This is a genomic window from Glaciecola sp. KUL10, from assembly GCF_003203515.1.
Classification (GTDB): domain Bacteria; phylum Pseudomonadota; class Gammaproteobacteria; order Enterobacterales; family Alteromonadaceae; genus Glaciecola.
Map to the genome: position 1 here is coordinate 1 of NZ_BGNG01000015.1, position 17,923 is coordinate 17,923.

At 40.2% G+C, this 17,923-nt stretch carries 20 protein-coding genes; all 20 read left to right on the top strand.

Going from position 1 to position 17,923, the window contains the following annotated elements; translation table 11 throughout:
- Positions 1-514: 514 nt before the first annotated feature.
- The 20 genes from mnmG to KUL10_RS17410 all read left to right on the top strand — a co-directional run bounded on the left by mnmG (position 515) and on the right by KUL10_RS17410 (position 17,916).
- Positions 515-2,413 carry a tRNA uridine-5-carboxymethylaminomethyl(34) synthesis enzyme MnmG gene (gene mnmG / locus KUL10_RS17315; protein WP_110430215.1) on the top strand — a complete coding sequence of 633 codons (1,899 nt, stop codon included), beginning with the start codon at positions 515-517 and terminating at the stop codon, positions 2,411-2,413.
- A 17-nt stretch (positions 2,414-2,430) separates the two neighbouring features.
- On the top strand, positions 2,431-3,057 hold the full coding sequence (rsmG, locus tag KUL10_RS17320) for a 16S rRNA (guanine(527)-N(7))-methyltransferase RsmG (protein ID WP_110430216.1): 627 nt from the start codon (positions 2,431-2,433) through the stop codon (positions 3,055-3,057).
- Positions 3,058-3,145: 88 nt separating this feature from the next.
- A complete protein-coding gene (locus KUL10_RS17325; RefSeq protein WP_110430217.1) occupies positions 3,146-3,916 on the top strand; it encodes a ParA family protein in 771 nt (256 codons plus the stop codon).
- Positions 3,917-4,200: 284 nt separating this feature from the next.
- Positions 4,201-6,114 carry a diguanylate cyclase gene (locus tag KUL10_RS17330; protein ID WP_146216805.1) on the top strand — a complete coding sequence of 638 codons (1,914 nt, stop codon included), beginning with the start codon at positions 4,201-4,203 and terminating at the stop codon, positions 6,112-6,114.
- Positions 6,115-6,303: 189 nt separating this feature from the next.
- Positions 6,304-7,212 carry a ParB/RepB/Spo0J family partition protein gene (locus KUL10_RS17335; protein WP_110430219.1) on the top strand — a complete coding sequence of 303 codons (909 nt, stop codon included), beginning with the start codon at positions 6,304-6,306 and terminating at the stop codon, positions 7,210-7,212.
- 187 nt (positions 7,213-7,399) lie between these two features.
- Complete coding sequence (locus KUL10_RS17340) at positions 7,400-7,783, top strand: ATP synthase subunit I (RefSeq protein ID WP_110430220.1); 384 nt, start codon at positions 7,400-7,402, stop codon at positions 7,781-7,783.
- A gap of 56 nt (positions 7,784-7,839) precedes the next feature.
- Positions 7,840-8,673: a F0F1 ATP synthase subunit A gene (gene atpB, locus KUL10_RS17345; protein WP_110430221.1), complete on the top strand. Its 834-nt coding sequence runs from the start codon at positions 7,840-7,842 to the stop codon at positions 8,671-8,673.
- Between the two features lie 86 nt (positions 8,674-8,759).
- Positions 8,760-8,984: a F0F1 ATP synthase subunit C gene (gene atpE, locus KUL10_RS17350; RefSeq protein WP_110430222.1), complete on the top strand. Its 225-nt coding sequence runs from the start codon at positions 8,760-8,762 to the stop codon at positions 8,982-8,984.
- 46 nt (positions 8,985-9,030) lie between these two features.
- The gene (atpF, locus tag KUL10_RS17355; protein WP_110430223.1) at positions 9,031-9,501 is read left to right on the top strand and encodes a F0F1 ATP synthase subunit B; all 471 of its coding nucleotides are present in this window, start codon (positions 9,031-9,033) and stop codon (positions 9,499-9,501) included.
- Positions 9,502-9,513: 12 nt separating this feature from the next.
- Positions 9,514-10,047 carry a F0F1 ATP synthase subunit delta gene (atpH, locus tag KUL10_RS17360; protein ID WP_110430224.1) on the top strand — a complete coding sequence of 178 codons (534 nt, stop codon included), beginning with the start codon at positions 9,514-9,516 and terminating at the stop codon, positions 10,045-10,047.
- A gap of 15 nt (positions 10,048-10,062) precedes the next feature.
- The gene (gene atpA, locus KUL10_RS17365; protein ID WP_110430225.1) at positions 10,063-11,604 is read left to right on the top strand and encodes a F0F1 ATP synthase subunit alpha; all 1,542 of its coding nucleotides are present in this window, start codon (positions 10,063-10,065) and stop codon (positions 11,602-11,604) included.
- Between the two features lie 71 nt (positions 11,605-11,675).
- Entirely contained in the window at positions 11,676-12,536 is an 861-nt protein-coding gene (gene atpG / locus KUL10_RS17370; RefSeq protein ID WP_110430226.1) for a F0F1 ATP synthase subunit gamma, read from the top strand.
- Between the two features lie 54 nt (positions 12,537-12,590).
- Positions 12,591-13,973, top strand: coding sequence for a F0F1 ATP synthase subunit beta (gene atpD, locus KUL10_RS17375; RefSeq protein WP_110430227.1), 1,383 nt, complete (start codon positions 12,591-12,593; stop codon positions 13,971-13,973).
- Between the two features lie 59 nt (positions 13,974-14,032).
- A complete protein-coding gene (locus KUL10_RS17380; protein ID WP_110430228.1) occupies positions 14,033-14,449 on the top strand; it encodes a F0F1 ATP synthase subunit epsilon in 417 nt (138 codons plus the stop codon).
- Positions 14,450-14,654: 205 nt separating this feature from the next.
- A complete protein-coding gene (locus tag KUL10_RS17385) occupies positions 14,655-15,587 on the top strand; it encodes an ABC transporter ATP-binding protein (RefSeq protein WP_110430229.1) in 933 nt (310 codons plus the stop codon).
- Complete coding sequence (locus tag KUL10_RS17390) at positions 15,584-16,339, top strand: hypothetical protein (RefSeq protein WP_110430230.1); 756 nt, start codon at positions 15,584-15,586, stop codon at positions 16,337-16,339. Before KUL10_RS17385 ends, KUL10_RS17390 begins: the two co-directional genes overlap by 4 nt.
- A gap of 14 nt (positions 16,340-16,353) precedes the next feature.
- Positions 16,354-16,776, top strand: coding sequence for a GNAT family N-acetyltransferase (locus tag KUL10_RS17395; protein ID WP_110430231.1), 423 nt, complete (start codon positions 16,354-16,356; stop codon positions 16,774-16,776).
- 23 nt (positions 16,777-16,799) lie between these two features.
- Positions 16,800-17,330 carry a GNAT family N-acetyltransferase gene (locus KUL10_RS17400; protein WP_110430232.1) on the top strand — a complete coding sequence of 177 codons (531 nt, stop codon included), beginning with the start codon at positions 16,800-16,802 and terminating at the stop codon, positions 17,328-17,330.
- Positions 17,331-17,357: 27 nt separating this feature from the next.
- Positions 17,358-17,594 (top strand): TIGR02450 family Trp-rich protein, encoded by a 237-nt coding sequence (locus tag KUL10_RS17405; RefSeq protein WP_110430233.1) that lies wholly within the window; start codon positions 17,358-17,360, stop codon positions 17,592-17,594.
- A 67-nt stretch (positions 17,595-17,661) separates the two neighbouring features.
- Positions 17,662-17,916 carry a DUF1272 domain-containing protein gene (locus KUL10_RS17410; RefSeq protein ID WP_110430234.1) on the top strand — a complete coding sequence of 85 codons (255 nt, stop codon included), beginning with the start codon at positions 17,662-17,664 and terminating at the stop codon, positions 17,914-17,916.
- The last annotated feature ends 7 nt before the right edge of the window (positions 17,917-17,923 follow it).

Here is a 17,923-nt window from a genome sequence, read left to right on the forward strand (position 1 = left end):
AACAGGCCTTCAATCAATATTTCCGATCAAATATACCGATCTTACCCACAATATACTGACATAGCTTAACCACCTGTGGATAAAAATAAGGATAAGATGTCAAAATGATCTGATCAGTCACAGGGTAAGTTTTCACGTTTTTTTCTACTGTGGATAAATCGCCTAGTTATACCGATCATATACAGACTTGTGATCTGCTTTATGTACAGTTTTTGATCACATCTAACTATATTGATTTAATTGAAAAAAATAGGCTTATTAACAGAAAACGATCTACTTAATAATAATAACAATAATCTATATATCTAAAGATCTTATTTTATTTAAAGATTCAAACACCGAAGGTTTCTTCAAATTTAAATTTCTCTTTTTTTAAAAAAAATGCTTTACAAAAAAACCTAACAAATAACCAATTGATTAATATTTATTCATTTAAAAAATCGCAACTTTCATATAAGATACGCTCCCTTTTTTTGACAAGTGACTTACGACTAAAGCTTGAGGTGTTGAAGTAATGTTTTATCAACAAGAATTTGATGTCATCGTAGTGGGTGGCGGACACGCAGGTACAGAGGCAGCTACTGCCGCTGCGCGCATGGGTGCAAATACATTATTGTTGACTCACAGCATAGAAACACTTGGTCAAATGTCATGTAACCCAGCAATAGGTGGGATTGGCAAAGGTCATTTGGTCAAAGAAATTGATGCCCTTGGTGGTATCATGGCCAAAGCTACCGATAAAGCCGGTATTCAATTTAGAACACTCAATTCTAGTAAAGGCCCAGCAGTAAGAGCAACGCGAGCCCAAGCAGATCGCAGTTTATATCGTTTAGCTGTTAGAGATGTGCTTGAAAATTATGAAAATTTAACGCTCTTTCAGCAGTCTTGTGACGACTTAATCGTTGAAAACGATCGTGTTTGTGGCGTCGTGACTCAAATGGGCCTCAAATTTAAAGCGAAAACGGTTGTTTTAACAGTAGGTACATTCCTAGGTGGCACTATCCACATTGGAATGGAAAATTACAAAGGTGGTCGAGCGGGTGACCCGCCATCAATTGCCCTCGCTGAAAGACTTAGAGCCTTACCTTTTAGAGTAGATAGACTTAAGACCGGTACGCCAGCTCGCTTAGATAGTCGTACACTTGATTACTCAGTGATGCAGGCACAACCTGGTGATACTCCCCTGCCCGTCTTTTCGTTTATGGGCAAAGTCAGTGATCATCCAAAGCAAATAAATTGCTATATCACTCATACGAATGAAAAAACACACGATATTATTCGTTCTGGGCTAGATCGCTCTCCAATGTATACGGGCGTGATCGAAGGCATAGGACCTCGCTATTGTCCTTCTATTGAAGACAAAATCATGAGATTTGCTGACAAGGCAACTCATCAAATATTTGTTGAGCCAGAAGGTCTTAATTCTGTTGAAGTTTATCCAAACGGTATTTCAACTAGCTTACCTTTTGATGTTCAGTTGAATTTAGTGCGTTCTATCAAAGGATTTGAAAACGCACATATTATCCGCCCTGGCTATGCGATTGAATATGACTTTTTTGATCCACGTGATTTAAAGCAAACGCTTGAAACTAAATTTATCAAGGGACTATTCTTTGCAGGACAAATCAATGGTACCACTGGTTATGAAGAAGCTGGCGCGCAAGGTCTAATTGCGGGTGCGAACGCTGCGTTACAAGTACAAGACAAAGATGTGTTTGAACTAAGACGTGATCAAGCTTATATGGGTGTATTGATTGACGATTTAGCAACAATGGGGACAAAAGAACCCTATCGAATGTTTACTTCGCGCGCCGAATATCGTTTGTTATTGCGCGAAGATAACGCAGATATGCGCCTCACTGAAAAGGGTAGAGAAGTCGGATTGGTCGGCGATGAGCAATGGGCATATTTCCAAGAAAAACTTGAAAGTATCGAACAAGAGCGTCAAAGACTTAAATCACAATGGATTCATCCTAAGCACGAAGCGGTAGATGCGCTCAATCAAGTGTTAAAAAATCCTGTCAGCCGTGAACATTCTTTAGAAGAGCTTATTCGACGTCCAGAAATGACTTATCAAGGATTGATGAATATTGAATCATTAGGCCCTGCGCTAAGTGATGAAAAAGCGGCTGAACAGGTAGAGATACAAATAAAATATGCCGGGTATATCGAGCGTCAAAAAGATGAAATTGCCAAAACGCAAAGACATGAAATGACCCTATTGCCTGCTGATTTTGATTTTTCAAAAATTTCTGGCTTATCCAATGAAGTGGTTGCTAAGTTGAGTGATGCTAGACCCGAAACGATTGGCAAAGCGTCGCGTATTTCGGGCATTACGCCTGCAGCAATTTCGTTGTTACTTGTTTATTTGAAAAAGCACAATATGCTTTTCAAACAAAAACAGTCTGCGTAATCCATAGGCTATTTAATATGTCATCATTGTCAGAACAGTTTGACCATCTTGCTGATGGCTTGGATTTTGATATATCACTTGAGCAAAAACAAAAGCTCATTGGCTTTGTCGAATTGATGGCAAAATGGAACAAAGCTTACAATCTTACTTCTGTCAGAAATATTGATGAAATGATGGTTAAACATATTTTTGACTCGATAGTTGTCGCGCCCTTCTTAACCAAAGAGACTTATGCAGATGTGGGAACTGGGCCGGGTTTGCCGGGCGTTCCATTGGCAATCATGCATCCAGAAAAACAGTTTGTGCTCATTGATAGTCTTGGTAAACGTATTCGGTTTATCAAACAAGCGCTTCACGAACTTGGCATAAAAAACGTAGAAGCTATTCAAGCGAGAGTTGAAACTGTCACAGATAAAAAAGTTAATGCGGTCTTGAGTCGAGCCTTTGCCTCTATCAAGGATATGCTTGAATGGTGCGAGCATTTAGTTGAGGAAGACGGTCAGTTTTTGGCCTTAAAAGGTCAGATTCATCAACTTGAACTTGACGAAATTCCTTCAAGCTTTAAAGTGTTAAATACTGAGAAATTAAACGTACCTAACCTAGACGGTGAACGACATTTAGTGACCTTGGTAAAAAACATCTAAACAAAGATAGCAAGTTATCACTGGCTACCATTAAGTCATGCGATTACACTAGCGTTAAGAACAAAAATAATATTCGGAAACTGGCACTTTGGCTAAAGTCATATCTATCGCAAATCAAAAAGGCGGCGTCGGTAAAACCACTACTGCTGTTAACGTTGCAGCATCAATGGCTGCTACAAAACGAAGGGTTTTACTTATCGATTTAGATCCTCAAGGTAACGCAACCATGGGGAGCGGTGTTGATAAATATGAGGTTGAAAATACATGCTACGAATTGCTGATTGAAGAAAAACCAGCTAAAGAAGTTATCACATCTGCCACGACAGGTAAGTATGATTTAATTGCTGGCAATGCAGACGTCACTGCTGCAGAAATAAAGTTAATGGAAGTATTTGCACGAGAGGTCAGACTCCGTAATGCATTAACAAGCATTCAAAATGATTATGATTTTATTTTTATCGATTGTCCTCCTTCGTTAAATCAACTCACTGTTAATGCATTGGCAGCTTCAGATTCAGTTTTGGTTCCAATGCAATGTGAATATTACGCGTTAGAGGGATTAACAGCATTGATGGATACCATTCAAAAATTAGCTTCAGTTGTTAATCCAACCTTAACGATCGAAGGGGTATTGCGAACTATGTACGACCCTAGAAATCGATTGGCTAATGATGTGTCGGAGCAGCTTAAACGTCATTTTGGTGATCAGGTTTACAGAACGGTTATACCTCGAAATGTTAGATTGGCTGAAGCGCCAAGCTTCGGTGCACCCGCAATGTACTACGATAAATCTTCAACCGGTGCAAAGGCTTACCTAGCATTAGCCGGTGAAATTTTGCGACGAGGAAAGCAAAAGTAGTACTTTAGATTTACTGCTTATTGTCGATACATTATTTGTGACAACAATCGGTAAATTCCGTGCTTCAAACATCTAACTACACAACTCCCAATTTAAAAATTAAAACAAGCGATTTTACGCTAACTTTGTTTTTGATTTTTGGTGCGTTTTTTACTCCTACCTATCTCAACTTGCCTCTGTATGGGCAAATCAGCCTCTATTTTGGTAGTTTGTTTACGTTCATTGCGCTATTAACGCTACCAAAACGATTAAGTATATTTGTTTTAATCTCCAATGTTATTGCCATGCATTTTCAGATTGCATCTAGTTTGATGGCGCTAATTTTAGTAGCGGAATACTTAACAGTAATGTATCTGATTAAAAGACATGTAAATCCATTAATTTCAGTTTCGCTTTTTTGGTCTTTATTTGGATTCCCTGCAATATTAGCTATTTTTTACTTGCTCGCAGGTGACCCACTAACAAACGCATTGTTTACATCATTGACGGTTGCTCTTAATGGCTTTGTATGCGGTGTATTTGCATTGATGATTTATCGACTTATTCCGCTTAACAATCATTTCAAAAGAACTAAGTCGCCCCCAAGAAAATATGCCGCTGTCGTCTTAGAGCTCTGTATTATTGTTGTATTGATGCCTACTATTTTAGTGGCTTTATTTTTTACTTGGTATTCGACAAGTGATACAGAAAGTAAGGTTGGTAACGAACTAGATATTTATGCATTGCAGCTTCAAAACAATATTTCGCAAAGGCTGAACCACAATTTAAACACTGTCTTGTCGGTTGCTGAAACAATCGACTCTTTAGACAATATTCAAGCTTACTCAGATATTTTGAATGCGGTAGTTAATTCAAACCAAGATTTTGAAAGTATGTTAATTGCAGAGGTTGATGGTTCTGTAAAGTTGGCGGGGCCTACGATTTACAATGATTTCATAAAAGAAAATAAAATTAATCTTACAAAGCGAAAGTATTTTAAAAATACGATTGAGCGCAGACAACCAGTGGTATCTGAAATTGTTAAATCTTTTGGCGATAATTCTCGAGCAATCATAGCTACAACCGCACCAATTATTGTGGATGACAAAATAATAGGCGTTACTCAAGGTGCTATATGGCTAAAAGATCTAATTGATATTGAGACGCTATCTAGTATTGAAGAAAACGATGTTCAAATTATCATAAGTGATCAAAACGGGTCGGTAATATATGCTTCCGAAGCATTAAATTTAGACGATGGTGAGCGGTTCAGTGCAAACGCTAGTTTTCATCCCTTTGTAAGACTTAGCCCTGTAACCAATATTAACAACATACCCTATATGTTTGAGGTCAAGAGCAACAAGCATAACTGGCAAGTTTATACATTAGCTTCACCTAGAAAAGTCATACAAGGAATTTTGGATTACTTTTTTGCATCCATTTTAATTTTGCTCCTCAGTTTTTGTTTAGTCATTGTTTTTTCAAGACGGCTTTCAGCAAGTATCACGAAGCCGTTGGTAAATTTGGAAAGTTTTGTTGCTGGAAAAATTAGTGAAGAAGCGCTTATTTATGAATCAAAAGTAAGTCAGGAAATGGTTAACGTTAGTCAAAACCTAATTGAATCTTATCAGTTATCTCAAGCCTTCAATCAACGATTAAAAGAACAAGTAGCAGAGCAAACGGCGAAATTAACGAATCTAAATGATCAGTTGTACCTAAATTCTAGAATTGATAGTTTAACAAACCTTCTTAACCGCGGCGCATTTGATCAAGATGCTCAAGTTCTTAAGCAAAAGTGTGTCGCTGAAGATACTTCTTATGCAATAGCAATCATTGATATTGACCATTTTAAAAAGATTAACGATCAGCATGGACATACTGCTGGTGATAGATGCATCAAGCATGTCGCAAATAGGCTCACTCAAGTCTTCGATAACTCAAACTTAATTGCGAGATACGGTGGTGAAGAATATGTGGTCATGATCACTAATGCCAGTTTAGAAGAATGCGTTAGTTCGTGCGAACTCTTACGTTCATTGATTCAAAATGACAGTATCATTTATGAACAAGAAACAATAATGTTTACAATCAGCGTTGGTCTTGCTTTCTACAAACAAAACAAAGAAATAGAATACGAAAAGTCTATTACTAACGCTGATGACATGCTTTACAAAAGTAAAACATCAGGTCGAAACCAGGTAAGCACTATCAAACTTTAAACCCAATTGTTCCTCTGGTGTATTTTCTAAATGCATCCTTCATGACGATTTGTTAAGCTTCAACGTGTTCTGCAATATTCTAGATTAGTGAATGATATAATTTTTTTGCTTATCGGATGTTAGCGTTTTATTGAATATCAACAACAAAGAACCTGTTATCAAAAACAAACAGGCAAAGTCGAGGAAAACATGTCACCAAAGCAAAAAGGACTAGGCCGTGGATTGGATGCACTGTTAGCAAACAGTCGAAGCAATGCCGAAAAAGAAGCATTGGCCCCTGAACAAGACATGACTCAAAATGAGCTGCGAAAACTGCCAATAGAATGGATGCAGCCCGGCAAATATCAGCCTAGAAAAGATATGTCGCCAGAGGCGCTTGAAGAATTATCAGCATCCATTAAGTCTCAAGGGATTATTCAACCCATTGTTGTTCGTGAATTAAGTGAACAAAAATTTGAAATTATTGCGGGTGAGCGTCGCTGGCGAGCTGCCCAGTTAGCCAAGCTCGATGTGATTCCTTGTTTAGTCAAACCCGTTCCTGATGAAGCTGCGGTTGCTATCGCGTTAATCGAAAATATTCAGCGTGAAGATTTAAACGCAATGGAAGAGGCGCAAGCACTCGACCGATTAATGATTGAATTCAATCTGACACATCAACAAGTTGCAGAAGCCGTTGGTAAATCGCGAACTACCGTTACTAATTTGTTGCGCTTAAACTCACTGCAAGATGATGTAAAAACCTTGCTTGAACACGGTGACATAGATATGGGACATGCTAGAGCGCTTCTTGCGCTTGATGGTTCACTGCAATCAGAAACCGCAAAACTAGTGGCTGATAAAGGACTAACCGTTCGTGAAACCGAAAATCTAGTCAAAAAAGCTCAGTCAATTAATGAGATTGAACCTGCCAATAAATCCTCTGAATCAAAAGAAGTCGACCCTGATGTCAAACGACTTGAAACTGACCTATCCGAAAGCTTTGGTGCGCCCGTGACAATCGCGCATAACAAAAAAGGAAAAGGCAAGTTAGTGATCAACTTTAGCGATCTTGATCAATTAGAGGGTATTTTGTCAAAACTACCGATAGAAGATCGATAAAAACTGATCGTTTATTCGGCTGTAACGAAATAAATATTTCTTTAAATATCAAAAGCTAGGGCTAACTTATTAAGATATAAGGTAAATCTACTACCTTCGTCGCAAGACTACTTAAAAGTTGAATTTTTCTATATTCCGAGTATACTTCACGCGCCTTCAATTAGGCATATGTGACAGGATTTTGGGAATGTCATCTGATTTAGCTTTTAAAGGCAGACAGCTTGCTAAAAAAGGCGTTTACGTTCAGTTATTAACATCATTAATATTAATAGTGATCGTTTCGCTGATAAATGCCGAATATACAATAGCTGTAACATTCGGATGTTTATCATTTCTGCTGCCTCATGGATTTTTTGCGTATTGGTCGTTCCGATACGCGGGTGCCACGAAAAAGAAACTAGTGGTACAGAGCTTCAATCAAGGCCTGAAGGTCAAACTGATGCTCACTATAATATTATTTGTAATTGCGTTTTCTCAATTTAATGCACATCCATTACCACTTATAGGTGCATACGTAATTATCACAGTCAGCCAATGGGCGGCTATGTTTCATTTACGCCAAATGTCGTAATGACAGCTAAATGAGACCATGTAAAGCTTTTTAAATTATACAATTTGGGTTTAACAATGGCATCTGAATATACGACTACGGAATATATCCAACACCATTTAACTAACGCACAGATGTGTTCTGTTAACGGCGAAATCGCTTTTAACAAAGCATGTAGTGGGTCTGGTTTTTGGGTTCTTCACGTTGACACCATGGCTTGGTCGATCGGTCTTGGTATCCTTTTCTTGTGGTTCTTCCGCAGCGTTGCTAAGAAAGCGACGACTGGCGTACCAACTAAAACACAAGCTTTTGTTGAGTTAGTCGTAGATTTTGTCAACGACAACGTGACAAGTACTTTCCATGGTAAGAGTTCACTAATAGCACCATTGGCATTAACAATATTCGTTTGGGTATTATTAATGAACTTAATGGACTTAGTGCCAGTTGATGTTTTACCAGCGATTGCTGGCATGGTTGGTCAATATGGTTTTGGTATGGACCCTCATGATGTATACATGAAAGCTGTACCAACAACAGACTTAAACTTAACCTTCGCGCTTGCGATGGGTGTGTTTATTTTAATTCTTTTCTACTCAATCAAAATGAAAGGTATTAGTGGCTTTGTTAAAGAGCTAACTATGCAACCTTTCGGGCATTGGGCATTTATCCCAGTCAACTTTATTCTTGAAACAGTTACCTTGTTAGCGCGCCCGCTTTCTTTAGCGTTGCGTTTGTTCGGTAACCTTTACGCAAGTGAGTTGATTTTCATCTTGATAGCAACAATTGGTCTTTTCCAGTTACCGTTGCACTTTGCATGGGCCGTTTTCCATATTCTGGTTTTACCATTACAGGCCTTCATCTTTATGATGTTAACAATCGTTTATTTGAGTTTGGCAAGCGAAGACCACTAAGGTCGTCGCTAGCTACACATAGATAATTTATTTAAAACAGATTTACACTTTCAAACTTTAAACTTAACTAAAATCGGAGATATACAATGATCGCAATCGCAGTTGCACTATTAATCGGTATGGGTGCCCTAGGTACCGCTATTGGTTTCGGTCTACTTGGTGGTAAATTCTTAGAATCTGCTGCTCGTCAACCAGAACTAGCACCACAGCTACAAGTTAAAATGTTCATCGTAGCAGGTCTAATCGATGCTATCGCAATGATCGGTGTAGGTATCGCTCTTTACTTATTGTTCGCTGTTGGCCTAGGTTAATCAAAACGTCTTTTAGTTTTAGCGAACATTAAATAGGAGAGCTATCGTGAATATGAATTTCACCATGATAGGTCAATTGATTGCATTTGCTGTTTTTGTAGCATTCTGCATGAAGTATGTATGGCCACCTTTGTTGGCAGCCATCGAAGAACGTCAGAAGACCATTGCCGACGGCCTTGAAGCTTCTGCACGTGCTGAAAAAGACCTAGAGTTGGCGCAAGCGAAAGCGACCGACCAACTTAAAGAAGCGAAAGCACAAGCAGCCGAAATCGTAGAGCAAGCAAAGAAACGCGCTAATCAACTTGTTGATGAAGAGACACAGCGTGGACATGCAGAGCGTGAGAAAATCATCGCTCAAGGCTATGCCGAAATCGAAGCTGAACGCAATCGTGTTAAAGAAGATCTACGTAAGCAAGTTGCTGCTTTAGCAATCACTGGCGCAGAAAAAATCTTAGCACGCGAAATCGATGCACAAGCACAGAACGACATTGTTGAAAAACTTGTCGCTGAGCTATAAAGGAGAAGAGCCATGTCTGAATTGACAACAGTTGCTCGCCCTTATGCTCAAGCCGCATTTGATTTTGCAGTTGAAAGCACTGACATCGCCAAATGGCAAGAAATGTTAGTGTTTGCCGCAGAAGTTGCCAAGAACGATGCCATGCATGAACTTCTTACTGGTGCTGTCGCGCCCGAGAAGCTAGCAGAATTGTTCAACAACGTTTGCGCTGATCAACTAAATACTCAGGGTCAAAACTTCATTAAAGTTTTGGCTGAAAATAATCGTTTAGCAGCACTTCCAGAAATTTCTGTTTTGTTTAATCAGCTTAAGGCTGAGCATGACAAGGAAATAGATGTCGATGTGACATCTGCTGTCGAATTGTCAGACGAACAGAAAACAAACATGGGTGCAGCCTTAGAAAAACGGTTTGCACGTAAAGTGAAGCTTAATTGTAACGTGGATCCTGAATTGGTCGCGGGCGTGATTATCAAAGCCGGCGATACAGTGATAGATGGTTCCTTAAACTCAAAATTGAACCGTCTTTCAGACGCGTTGCAAGCATAAACGGGGATAAAGAGCATGCAACTTAATTCCACTGAAATTGCAGAACTGATCAAAAAAAGAATTGAACAGTTCAACGTAGCCAGTGAAGCTCGAAACGAAGGCACAATCGTCGGTGTTACCGACGGTATCATCCGCATTCACGGTCTAGCAGACGTAATGCAAGGTGAAATGATCGAGCTACCAGGTAGTCGCTACGCAATCGCACTTAACCTTGAACGAGATTCAGTAGGTGCAGTAGTGATGGGTCCATACGCGGACCTACAAGAAGGTACAAAAGTACAATCAACTGGCCGTATCTTAGAAGTACCAGTTGGTCCAGGTCTACTTGGCCGTGTTGTAAACACACTAGGTGAACCAATCGACGGTAAAGGCGCTGTTGACGCTGCTGGTTTTGAGCCAGTAGAAAAAATCGCACCGGGCGTAATTGAACGTCAATCAGTTGATCAGCCAGTTCAAACTGGTTATAAGTCAGTTGACTCAATGATTCCAATTGGTCGTGGACAACGTGAATTGGTAATTGGCGATCGCCAAACAGGTAAAACTGCTTTAGCAATCGATGCGATCATCAACCAAAAAGGCACAGGTGTTAAATGTGTTTACGTCGCAATCGGTCAAAAAGCTTCAACTATCGCAAACGTTGTACGCAAGCTTGAAGAGCACGGCGCAATGGATCACACCATTGTTGTTGCTTCATCAGCATCTGAATCAGCTGCGTTACAATACCTAGCACCCTACGCTGGATGTACGATGGGTGAATACTTCCGTGATCGCGGTGAAGACGCACTAATCGTATATGATGACTTGTCTAAGCAAGCTGTTGCATACCGTCAGGTATCATTGCTTCTTAAGCGTCCACCAGGTCGTGAAGCATATCCAGGTGACGTTTTCTATCTTCACTCACGTCTTCTTGAGCGTGCTGCTCGTGTAAACGAAATTTACGTAGAAAAGTACACGAATGGTGAAGTGAAAGGTAAAACAGGTTCACTCACTGCATTGCCAATCATTGAGACGCAAGCAGGTGACGTTTCTGCATTCGTACCGACTAACGTAATTTCGATTACCGATGGTCAAATCTTCTTAGAGACAGATTTGTTCAACGCAGGTATCCGTCCTGCGGTTAACGCAGGTATCTCGGTATCTCGTGTTGGTGGTGCAGCACAAACTAAAATTGTTAAGAAACTAGGTGGTGGTATCCGTCTAGCGCTAGCGCAATATCGTGAATTAGCAGCGTTCTCTCAGTTCGCTTCTGACCTTGACGAAGCAACTCGTGCACAACTAGAGCACGGTGAGCGCGTAACAGAATTAATGAAACAAAACCAATACGCACCGTTATCGGTTGCTGAAACGGCTGTTTCATTGTTCGCTGCTGAAAAAGGCTATCTACAAGATATAGAACTAAACAAAGTACTAGATTTTGAAGCCGCGCTTCATTCATATATGAATGGTGAGCAAGCAGAGCTTATGAATACCATCAATGAGACTGGTAACTACAACGACGACATTGAATCACAGTTGAAAGCAGCGTTTGATACGTTCAAATCAACGCAAACGTGGTAATTCAATTGGGCTTATATATGCAAGTAAATAAGCCCTATCGTTGAGTAATCAGTGGCATTTGGAGAATATTCATGGCTAGCGGAAAAGAGATAAAAGGTAAGATTGGGAGTATTAAAAATACTCAAAAAATTACCAGCGCAATGGAAATGGTAGCTGCTTCTAAAATGAAGAAAGCACAGGAGCGAATGGCTTCTGGCCGTCCATACGCGCAAAGCATGCTAAAAGTGATTGGTCACATTGCCAATGGTTCTTTGGAATATCGCCATCCATATTTGGAAGAGCGTGAAGTCAAAAATGTAGGTTATATTGTTATTTCTACAGACCGTGGCTTATGTGGTGGTTTAAACACTAACGAATTTAAGTTAGTTGCCCAAAAAGTTCGAGAGCACAAAGAAAGCGACGTAGGCGTTCACTTTGCAGCTTTAGGATCAAAAGCATGTGCATTCTTCGGTCGTTTTGGCGGAGATGTCATGGCAGCAGAATCAGGTCTTGGCGATAAGCCAAGTGCAAGTGATGTTGTGGGTATCGTTAGAGTGATGCTAAACGCATATGACGAAGGCAAACTAGACAAGATTTTCCTTGTTTACAATGACTTCGTTAACACGATGACACAAACACCAGTAATCAATCAATTGTTGCCTTTGCCTAAATCAGAAGACAAAGCATTAAAGCATCGTTGGGATTACATATACGAACCGGATCCAAAAGAAATTTTGGAGCAGTTAATGGTGCGTTATATTGAATCTCAAGTTTATCAGGGCGTAGTAGAAAACGTGGCTTCAGAACAAGCAGCACGTATGGTTGCCATGAAAGCAGCAACCGATAACGCCGGTAACCTGATCGATGATTTGCAATTGGTATACAACAAAGCGCGTCAAGCGGCAATCACGCAGGAAATCAGTGAGATTGTTGGCGGTGCGGCGGCTGTTTAAGCCCGCGCTTTGAATTTAGGCATAGATAACAAATTTTAATTTAGAGGACAAATTATGAGTCAAGGTAAGGTCGTCCAAATCATTGGTGCTGTTGTGGACATCGAGTTTCCACAAGATGCAGTGCCAAGAGTGTATGACGCACTAAAAGTGACCGAAGGTGACTTAGCGGGCTTAACTCTAGAAGTACAACAACAGTTGGGTGGCGGTGTAGTACGTTCAATTGCATTGGGTACAACAGACGGTTTACGTCGTAATCTAGCAGTTGAAAACACACAAGCGCCAATTCAAGTGCCTGTAGGTACAGCCACACTAGGCCGTATCATGGATGTACTTGGTAACCCAATCGACGAAGCTGGCCCAATTGGTGAAGAAGAGAAAATGTCTATTCACCGTGAAGCGCCAACTTACGAAGACCAATCAAGTTCTGTTGAACTACTAGAAACTGGTATCAAAGTAATCGACCTAGTTTGCCCATTCGCTAAGGGTGGTAAAGTAGGCTTATTCGGTGGTGCGGGTGTTGGTAAAACAGTAAACATGATGGAACTTATCCGTAACATCGCAATCGAGCACAGCGGTTACTCAGTATTCGCAGGTGTTGGTGAGCGTACTCGTGAGGGTAACGATTTCTATCATGAAATGAACGAATCAAACGTACTTGATAAAGTATCGCTTGTTTACGGTCAGATGAACGAGCCACCAGGAAACCGTTTGCGCGTAGCACTTACGGGTTTAACTATGGCTGAGAAGTTCCGTGACGAAGGTCGTGACGTACTTTTCTTCGTTGATAACATCTATCGTTATACGCTTGCTGGAACAGAAGTATCAGCACTTCTTGGTCGTATGCCATCAGCGGTAGGTTACCAACCTACACTAGCTGAAGAAATGGGTGTATTACAAGAGCGTATCGCATCAACTAAGACTGGTTCAATCACTTCAATCCAAGCGGTATACGTACCAGCGGATGACTTGACGGATCCTTCTCCGGCAACAACCTTTGCTCACTTGGATGCAACAGTTGTATTGTCACGTGACATCGCATCACTTGGTATTTACCCAGCGGTTGATCCACTTGATTCAACTTCACGTCAACTTGACCCGCTAGTAATTGGTCAAGAGCACTACGATACTGCACGTGGCGTTCAATCGGTACTTCAACGTTATAAAGAACTTAAAGACATCATTGCGATTCTTGGTATGGACGAATTATCTGATGAAGACAAGCAAGTGGTAACACGTGCTCGTAAAATTCAGCGATTCTTGTCTCAGCCGTTCTTCGTAGCAGAAGTATTTACCGGTTCTCCAGGTAAGTATGTTTCTTTGAAAGACACCATCAGTGGTTTTAAAGGCATTTTGAGCGGTGAGTACGATCACCTACCAGAACAAGCTTTCTACATGGTTGGTTCAATCGACGAAGCACTAGAAAAAGCAAAAGCCTAACTCTTTAGAGTTGGTTTTTGCTAAGCCCTTTCTAATTATAGAAAGTACGGAGGCCCATCATGGCAATGACAGTTCATTTGGACGTAGTAAGCGCAGAAACAGAAATTTTTTCTGGTCTGGTTGAAACCGTCCAAGTTACAGGTAGCGAAGGTGAGTTGGGTATTTACCCTGGTCACGCGCCCCTGATTACTGGCTTACAACCTGGTATGGTAAGAGTCGTTAAACAAGACGGCGTCGAAGAGCTTATTTATGTTGCAGGTGGCTTATTAGAAGTTCAACCGAGCAGCGTGACCGTTTTAGCCGATACTGCAGTACGTGCAGACGACTTAGACGAGAAAGCAGCTGAAGAAGCTAAACAACGTGCAGAAGCGCATATCGCAAAAGGCGGTGCAGACTTCGATTATGCAGAGGCAGCGATTGAGCTAGCTGAAGCGGTTGCACAACTACGCTTGATTCAGAAGATTCGTAAAAAGTAACAGGCTAAGCTAAATCTATCTAATAGATTCATATCTTTAAAAACCCAGCTATACGCTGGGTTTTTTGTTTCATGTGAAACCTTTCTGTTAATTAGCCACAGCAAAGTAAGTATCGTTTGGCCAATATCTTTGATATTTTACTGCTATGAATATGTGACAGCTCAACTTGTTAGACACTTCATTTAGAGACTAATAAAGGACAACTATGCTCAGCGTCAAAGGACTTACCAAAAAATACGGCGACAACGCTGCATTAAGTAAAGTGTCATTCAACCTAGGAAAAGGTGAAATCGTTGCCTTGTTAGGTGCAAATGGCTGCGGTAAAACAACAACAGTAAATTCGATTTGTGGTTTGATCGATTGGGATGATGGAGACATCACAATAGATGGAACATCGATTAAGCAATCAAGCGCTTATAAAAAACAGATCGGTGCGGTGTTAGGTGGTTGTCGCAACACTAACTGGCGACTCAAAGCAAAACAAAATGCAGAGTATTTTGCGCGACTAAGAGGGTTTAAAGGACCTGCTTTAAAAGAAAAAATATCTAGTCTTCATACCGCGCTTGGTTTGGATGAGCATGAAAATAAAGAAATATTAAAACTATCTACGGGTAACAAACAAAAGGCCGCGCTACTTTCCGCACTCTCATACTCACCTGATTACGTATTATTAGATGAGCCAACATTGGGTCTGGACTTTCAAACTGTTGATAGTTTAAAAGCCATCATAGAACAAGAAGCTAAACAGTCCGGTCAAAGCTTTCTAGTGACCAGTCACGATCTCGGTTTTATTGAGGACATCTGCGAACGCGTGATTGTTTTGGACAAAGGTAACTTACTATTTGAAGGCGATGTCACTGCTTTAAAGCAAAAACTTTACGCTTATGAACTTGTTATCGAATATCTAGAAAACAGGTTGGATGATTATCTGACAGCATCTCTTTGGAACCAACGTACTGAAATTCTTCACGATGGTCAGCGAACAATTATTAAGTATGACACCCCAGAACAGGTCACCCCATTTATCAGTACGCTCCATAGTCACAATCTGGCTATTGCAGAATTACAGGTGAATAAATTATCCATGGAACGCGCATACCAAACCTTAATCAACACTACACAGGAGGCAAGCGCATGAATCTAGTCATTAATGAACTAAAGCTCCAGTGGATAGAAATGCGTCAGTACTGGTTTGAAACGATTACGTCTCTTGGTTTCTTGCTAGTAATGTTTTTGGGGGTGTTTTTTGGTATCAAGGGGTTTGTGCTACAGCAGGGTGACAACCAAACACTAGATAGCCTTATCTTTGGCTTTTTGTTGTGGACATTCGCTTCTACTGCATATGGATCGATCACTAGAAGCGTGATTGAAGACACTCAAAAGGGCTACATTGAACAACTTTTTATGTGTCCTAAAGGCTTTGTAGGATTGATGTTAAGTCGCTCGCTAGCCGATATCATTCCAAGTCTGATTACCGTAACCTTAATGGCATATTTGGTGATGTTTATCACAGGTAATTGGCTAAACATCAATTTCTTAGCAATGTACGCTACCCTTTTATTATCAGCGCCGTCTTTGGTCGGTTTTGCCTTAATTCTCTGCGGATTAACCTTGGTCTATAAAAAGATAGAAACTGTAAGCGCGGTACTTTCTTTATTGCTAATGGGCTTAGTAGCAATCGATGGCCTACCATTCAATGCGTTTTCTCTTCTTCCCTTTGCATCAGGGGCGACCATGGCAAAAAATATCGCATTGCTGAACGAGCCATTTATCATGACGCACCTGCTGATTGTAAGCGCAAATTCGTTAGTGTACTTAGGCTTTGGTATTTTCATTTTTAAATTCTTTGAAAAGAAAGCAAAACGCTTAAACTTAATTGGTCAGTATTAAAAAGTGTTGTTTTTATGGAATATGTAAGTAGTTTTGAAAAACAAAAAATAGACGCAGAATTTGTTCATCGTTTTTTAACCAATTCTTATTGGGCCAAAGGTATTTCTCTTGAAACGGTCAAGCAGTCGATAGACAACTCATTAGTGATTGGCATGTATAAAAATGATAAACAAGTTGGCTTTGCAAGGGTAATCACAGATTCAACGACAATGGCCTACCTGGCAGATGTATTTGTTGACCCTTCTCATCAGGGTAGAGGCTTAGCTCAAAAAATGCTAACTGACTTATTTGAACACGATAATCTGCAGGGTTTGCGGCGTGTGTTGCTCGCCACCAGTGATGCTCATGACTTATATAAAAAGTTTGGATTCACTAGCTTAGCGCAACCCGAAATAATGATGGAAATTAATAAGCCCAACATTTATCAAAATGGATAATCAAGTTATCAAAGGGAACGTCCATGGAAGTTAAATTTAACGGTGAAAAATACGCGCTAATCACACCCGAAAAAACGTACGAAGATAGCTTCAATAATTACATTAAGGAGTTGGGTAGTGAAGAAAGGTATCCTTATCCCTTGGATATACCTGCTGATGATTTTCAAAAATATGTCGAGACACTTCACAATTATTCACAGGGTAAAGACTTACCCGCTTGGCTTGTTCCAAATACCACTTATTGGTTGATATGCAATAGCGAAATAGTGGCTTGTTCACATTTACGTCATGAATTGAATCATCAACTCAAACACGCAGGCGGGCACATAGGCTTAGGTGTTAGGCCTAGTTTTAGAGGTCGAGGGCTTAGCAATTTATTACTCGACTTAACCATTCAACAAGCAAGAGCAATCAGCATCAAAGAGATTCACATACATTGCTTTGAAGACAATCTTGCTTCAAAACAAATGATCCAAAATGCAGGTGGTTTGCTAACTAGTCGTATTGACAATTATCAGGCTAACCTGCATCTATTGCGATACGTGGTGAGTTAGCTTACCAACAAGAACACCAATAATACTTTGAACAATCTCAATCCAAAGAAACTTCTCAATACAAAATGGACGGCACAAGCCAAAACGAAAGAGCAAATGCAGCTAAGAAAACTAGAAAAGCACTTTGCAGTGACTAAAGTCGTTTACGATGAGGACAAACGCGTGCTCGACTGTAAGATTGAAGCTGTGATTACTCGTCGTATTTTTAGCATTGAATGGCGGTGTTTAAAAGACGAATCGATGTGGTTACAAGGCTGGAAATAACTAGACAGCAGTCAAAAACATTGTTTAACATTAAAACGCACGTAGAATTTACCAAAAGCAAAACATCATGCTAGCATTAAGACCAAATTGTGAATGCTGTAATAAGGATTTACCACCAGAAACAGAAGATGCAATGATATGCTCCTTCGAGTGTACTTTTTGTGTTTCATGTGTTCAGTTTGAACTTGATGGAATATGTCCTAACTGTGGCGGTAAGTTTACCAACCGTCCCATTCGACCTATAAACAAACTAGCTAAATTCCCTGCTTCAACAGAAAGGGTATTTAATCCTACTCTACGCAAAAACGGTTTATCACGCTAATCCCTTA

Bases quoted from the DNA above. Each gene is read 5' to 3' on its own strand.
- mnmG (WP_110430215.1), top strand. From the start codon at position 515: ATGTTTTATCAACAAGAATTTGATGTCATCGTAGTGGGTGGCGGACAC.
- rsmG (WP_110430216.1), top strand. From the start codon at position 2,431: ATGTCATCATTGTCAGAACAGTTTGACCATCTTGCTGATGGCTTGGAT.
- KUL10_RS17330 (WP_146216805.1), top strand. From the start codon at position 4,201: ATGCATTTTCAGATTGCATCTAGTTTGATGGCGCTAATTTTAGTAGCG.
- KUL10_RS17335 (WP_110430219.1), top strand. From the start codon at position 6,304: ATGTCACCAAAGCAAAAAGGACTAGGCCGTGGATTGGATGCACTGTTA.
- KUL10_RS17340 (WP_110430220.1), top strand. From the start codon at position 7,400: ATGTCATCTGATTTAGCTTTTAAAGGCAGACAGCTTGCTAAAAAAGGC.
- atpB (WP_110430221.1), top strand. From the start codon at position 7,840: ATGGCATCTGAATATACGACTACGGAATATATCCAACACCATTTAACT.
- atpE (WP_110430222.1), top strand. From the start codon at position 8,760: ATGATCGCAATCGCAGTTGCACTATTAATCGGTATGGGTGCCCTAGGT.
- atpH (WP_110430224.1), top strand. From the start codon at position 9,514: ATGTCTGAATTGACAACAGTTGCTCGCCCTTATGCTCAAGCCGCATTT.
- atpA (WP_110430225.1), top strand. From the start codon at position 10,063: ATGCAACTTAATTCCACTGAAATTGCAGAACTGATCAAAAAAAGAATT.
- atpG (WP_110430226.1), top strand. From the start codon at position 11,676: ATGGCTAGCGGAAAAGAGATAAAAGGTAAGATTGGGAGTATTAAAAAT.
- atpD (WP_110430227.1), top strand. From the start codon at position 12,591: ATGAGTCAAGGTAAGGTCGTCCAAATCATTGGTGCTGTTGTGGACATC.
- KUL10_RS17380 (WP_110430228.1), top strand. From the start codon at position 14,033: ATGGCAATGACAGTTCATTTGGACGTAGTAAGCGCAGAAACAGAAATT.
- KUL10_RS17385 (WP_110430229.1), top strand. From the start codon at position 14,655: ATGCTCAGCGTCAAAGGACTTACCAAAAAATACGGCGACAACGCTGCA.
- KUL10_RS17390 (WP_110430230.1), top strand. From the start codon at position 15,584: ATGAATCTAGTCATTAATGAACTAAAGCTCCAGTGGATAGAAATGCGT.
- KUL10_RS17395 (WP_110430231.1), top strand. From the start codon at position 16,354: ATGGAATATGTAAGTAGTTTTGAAAAACAAAAAATAGACGCAGAATTT.
- KUL10_RS17400 (WP_110430232.1), top strand. From the start codon at position 16,800: ATGGAAGTTAAATTTAACGGTGAAAAATACGCGCTAATCACACCCGAA.
- KUL10_RS17410 (WP_110430234.1), top strand. From the start codon at position 17,662: ATGCTAGCATTAAGACCAAATTGTGAATGCTGTAATAAGGATTTACCA.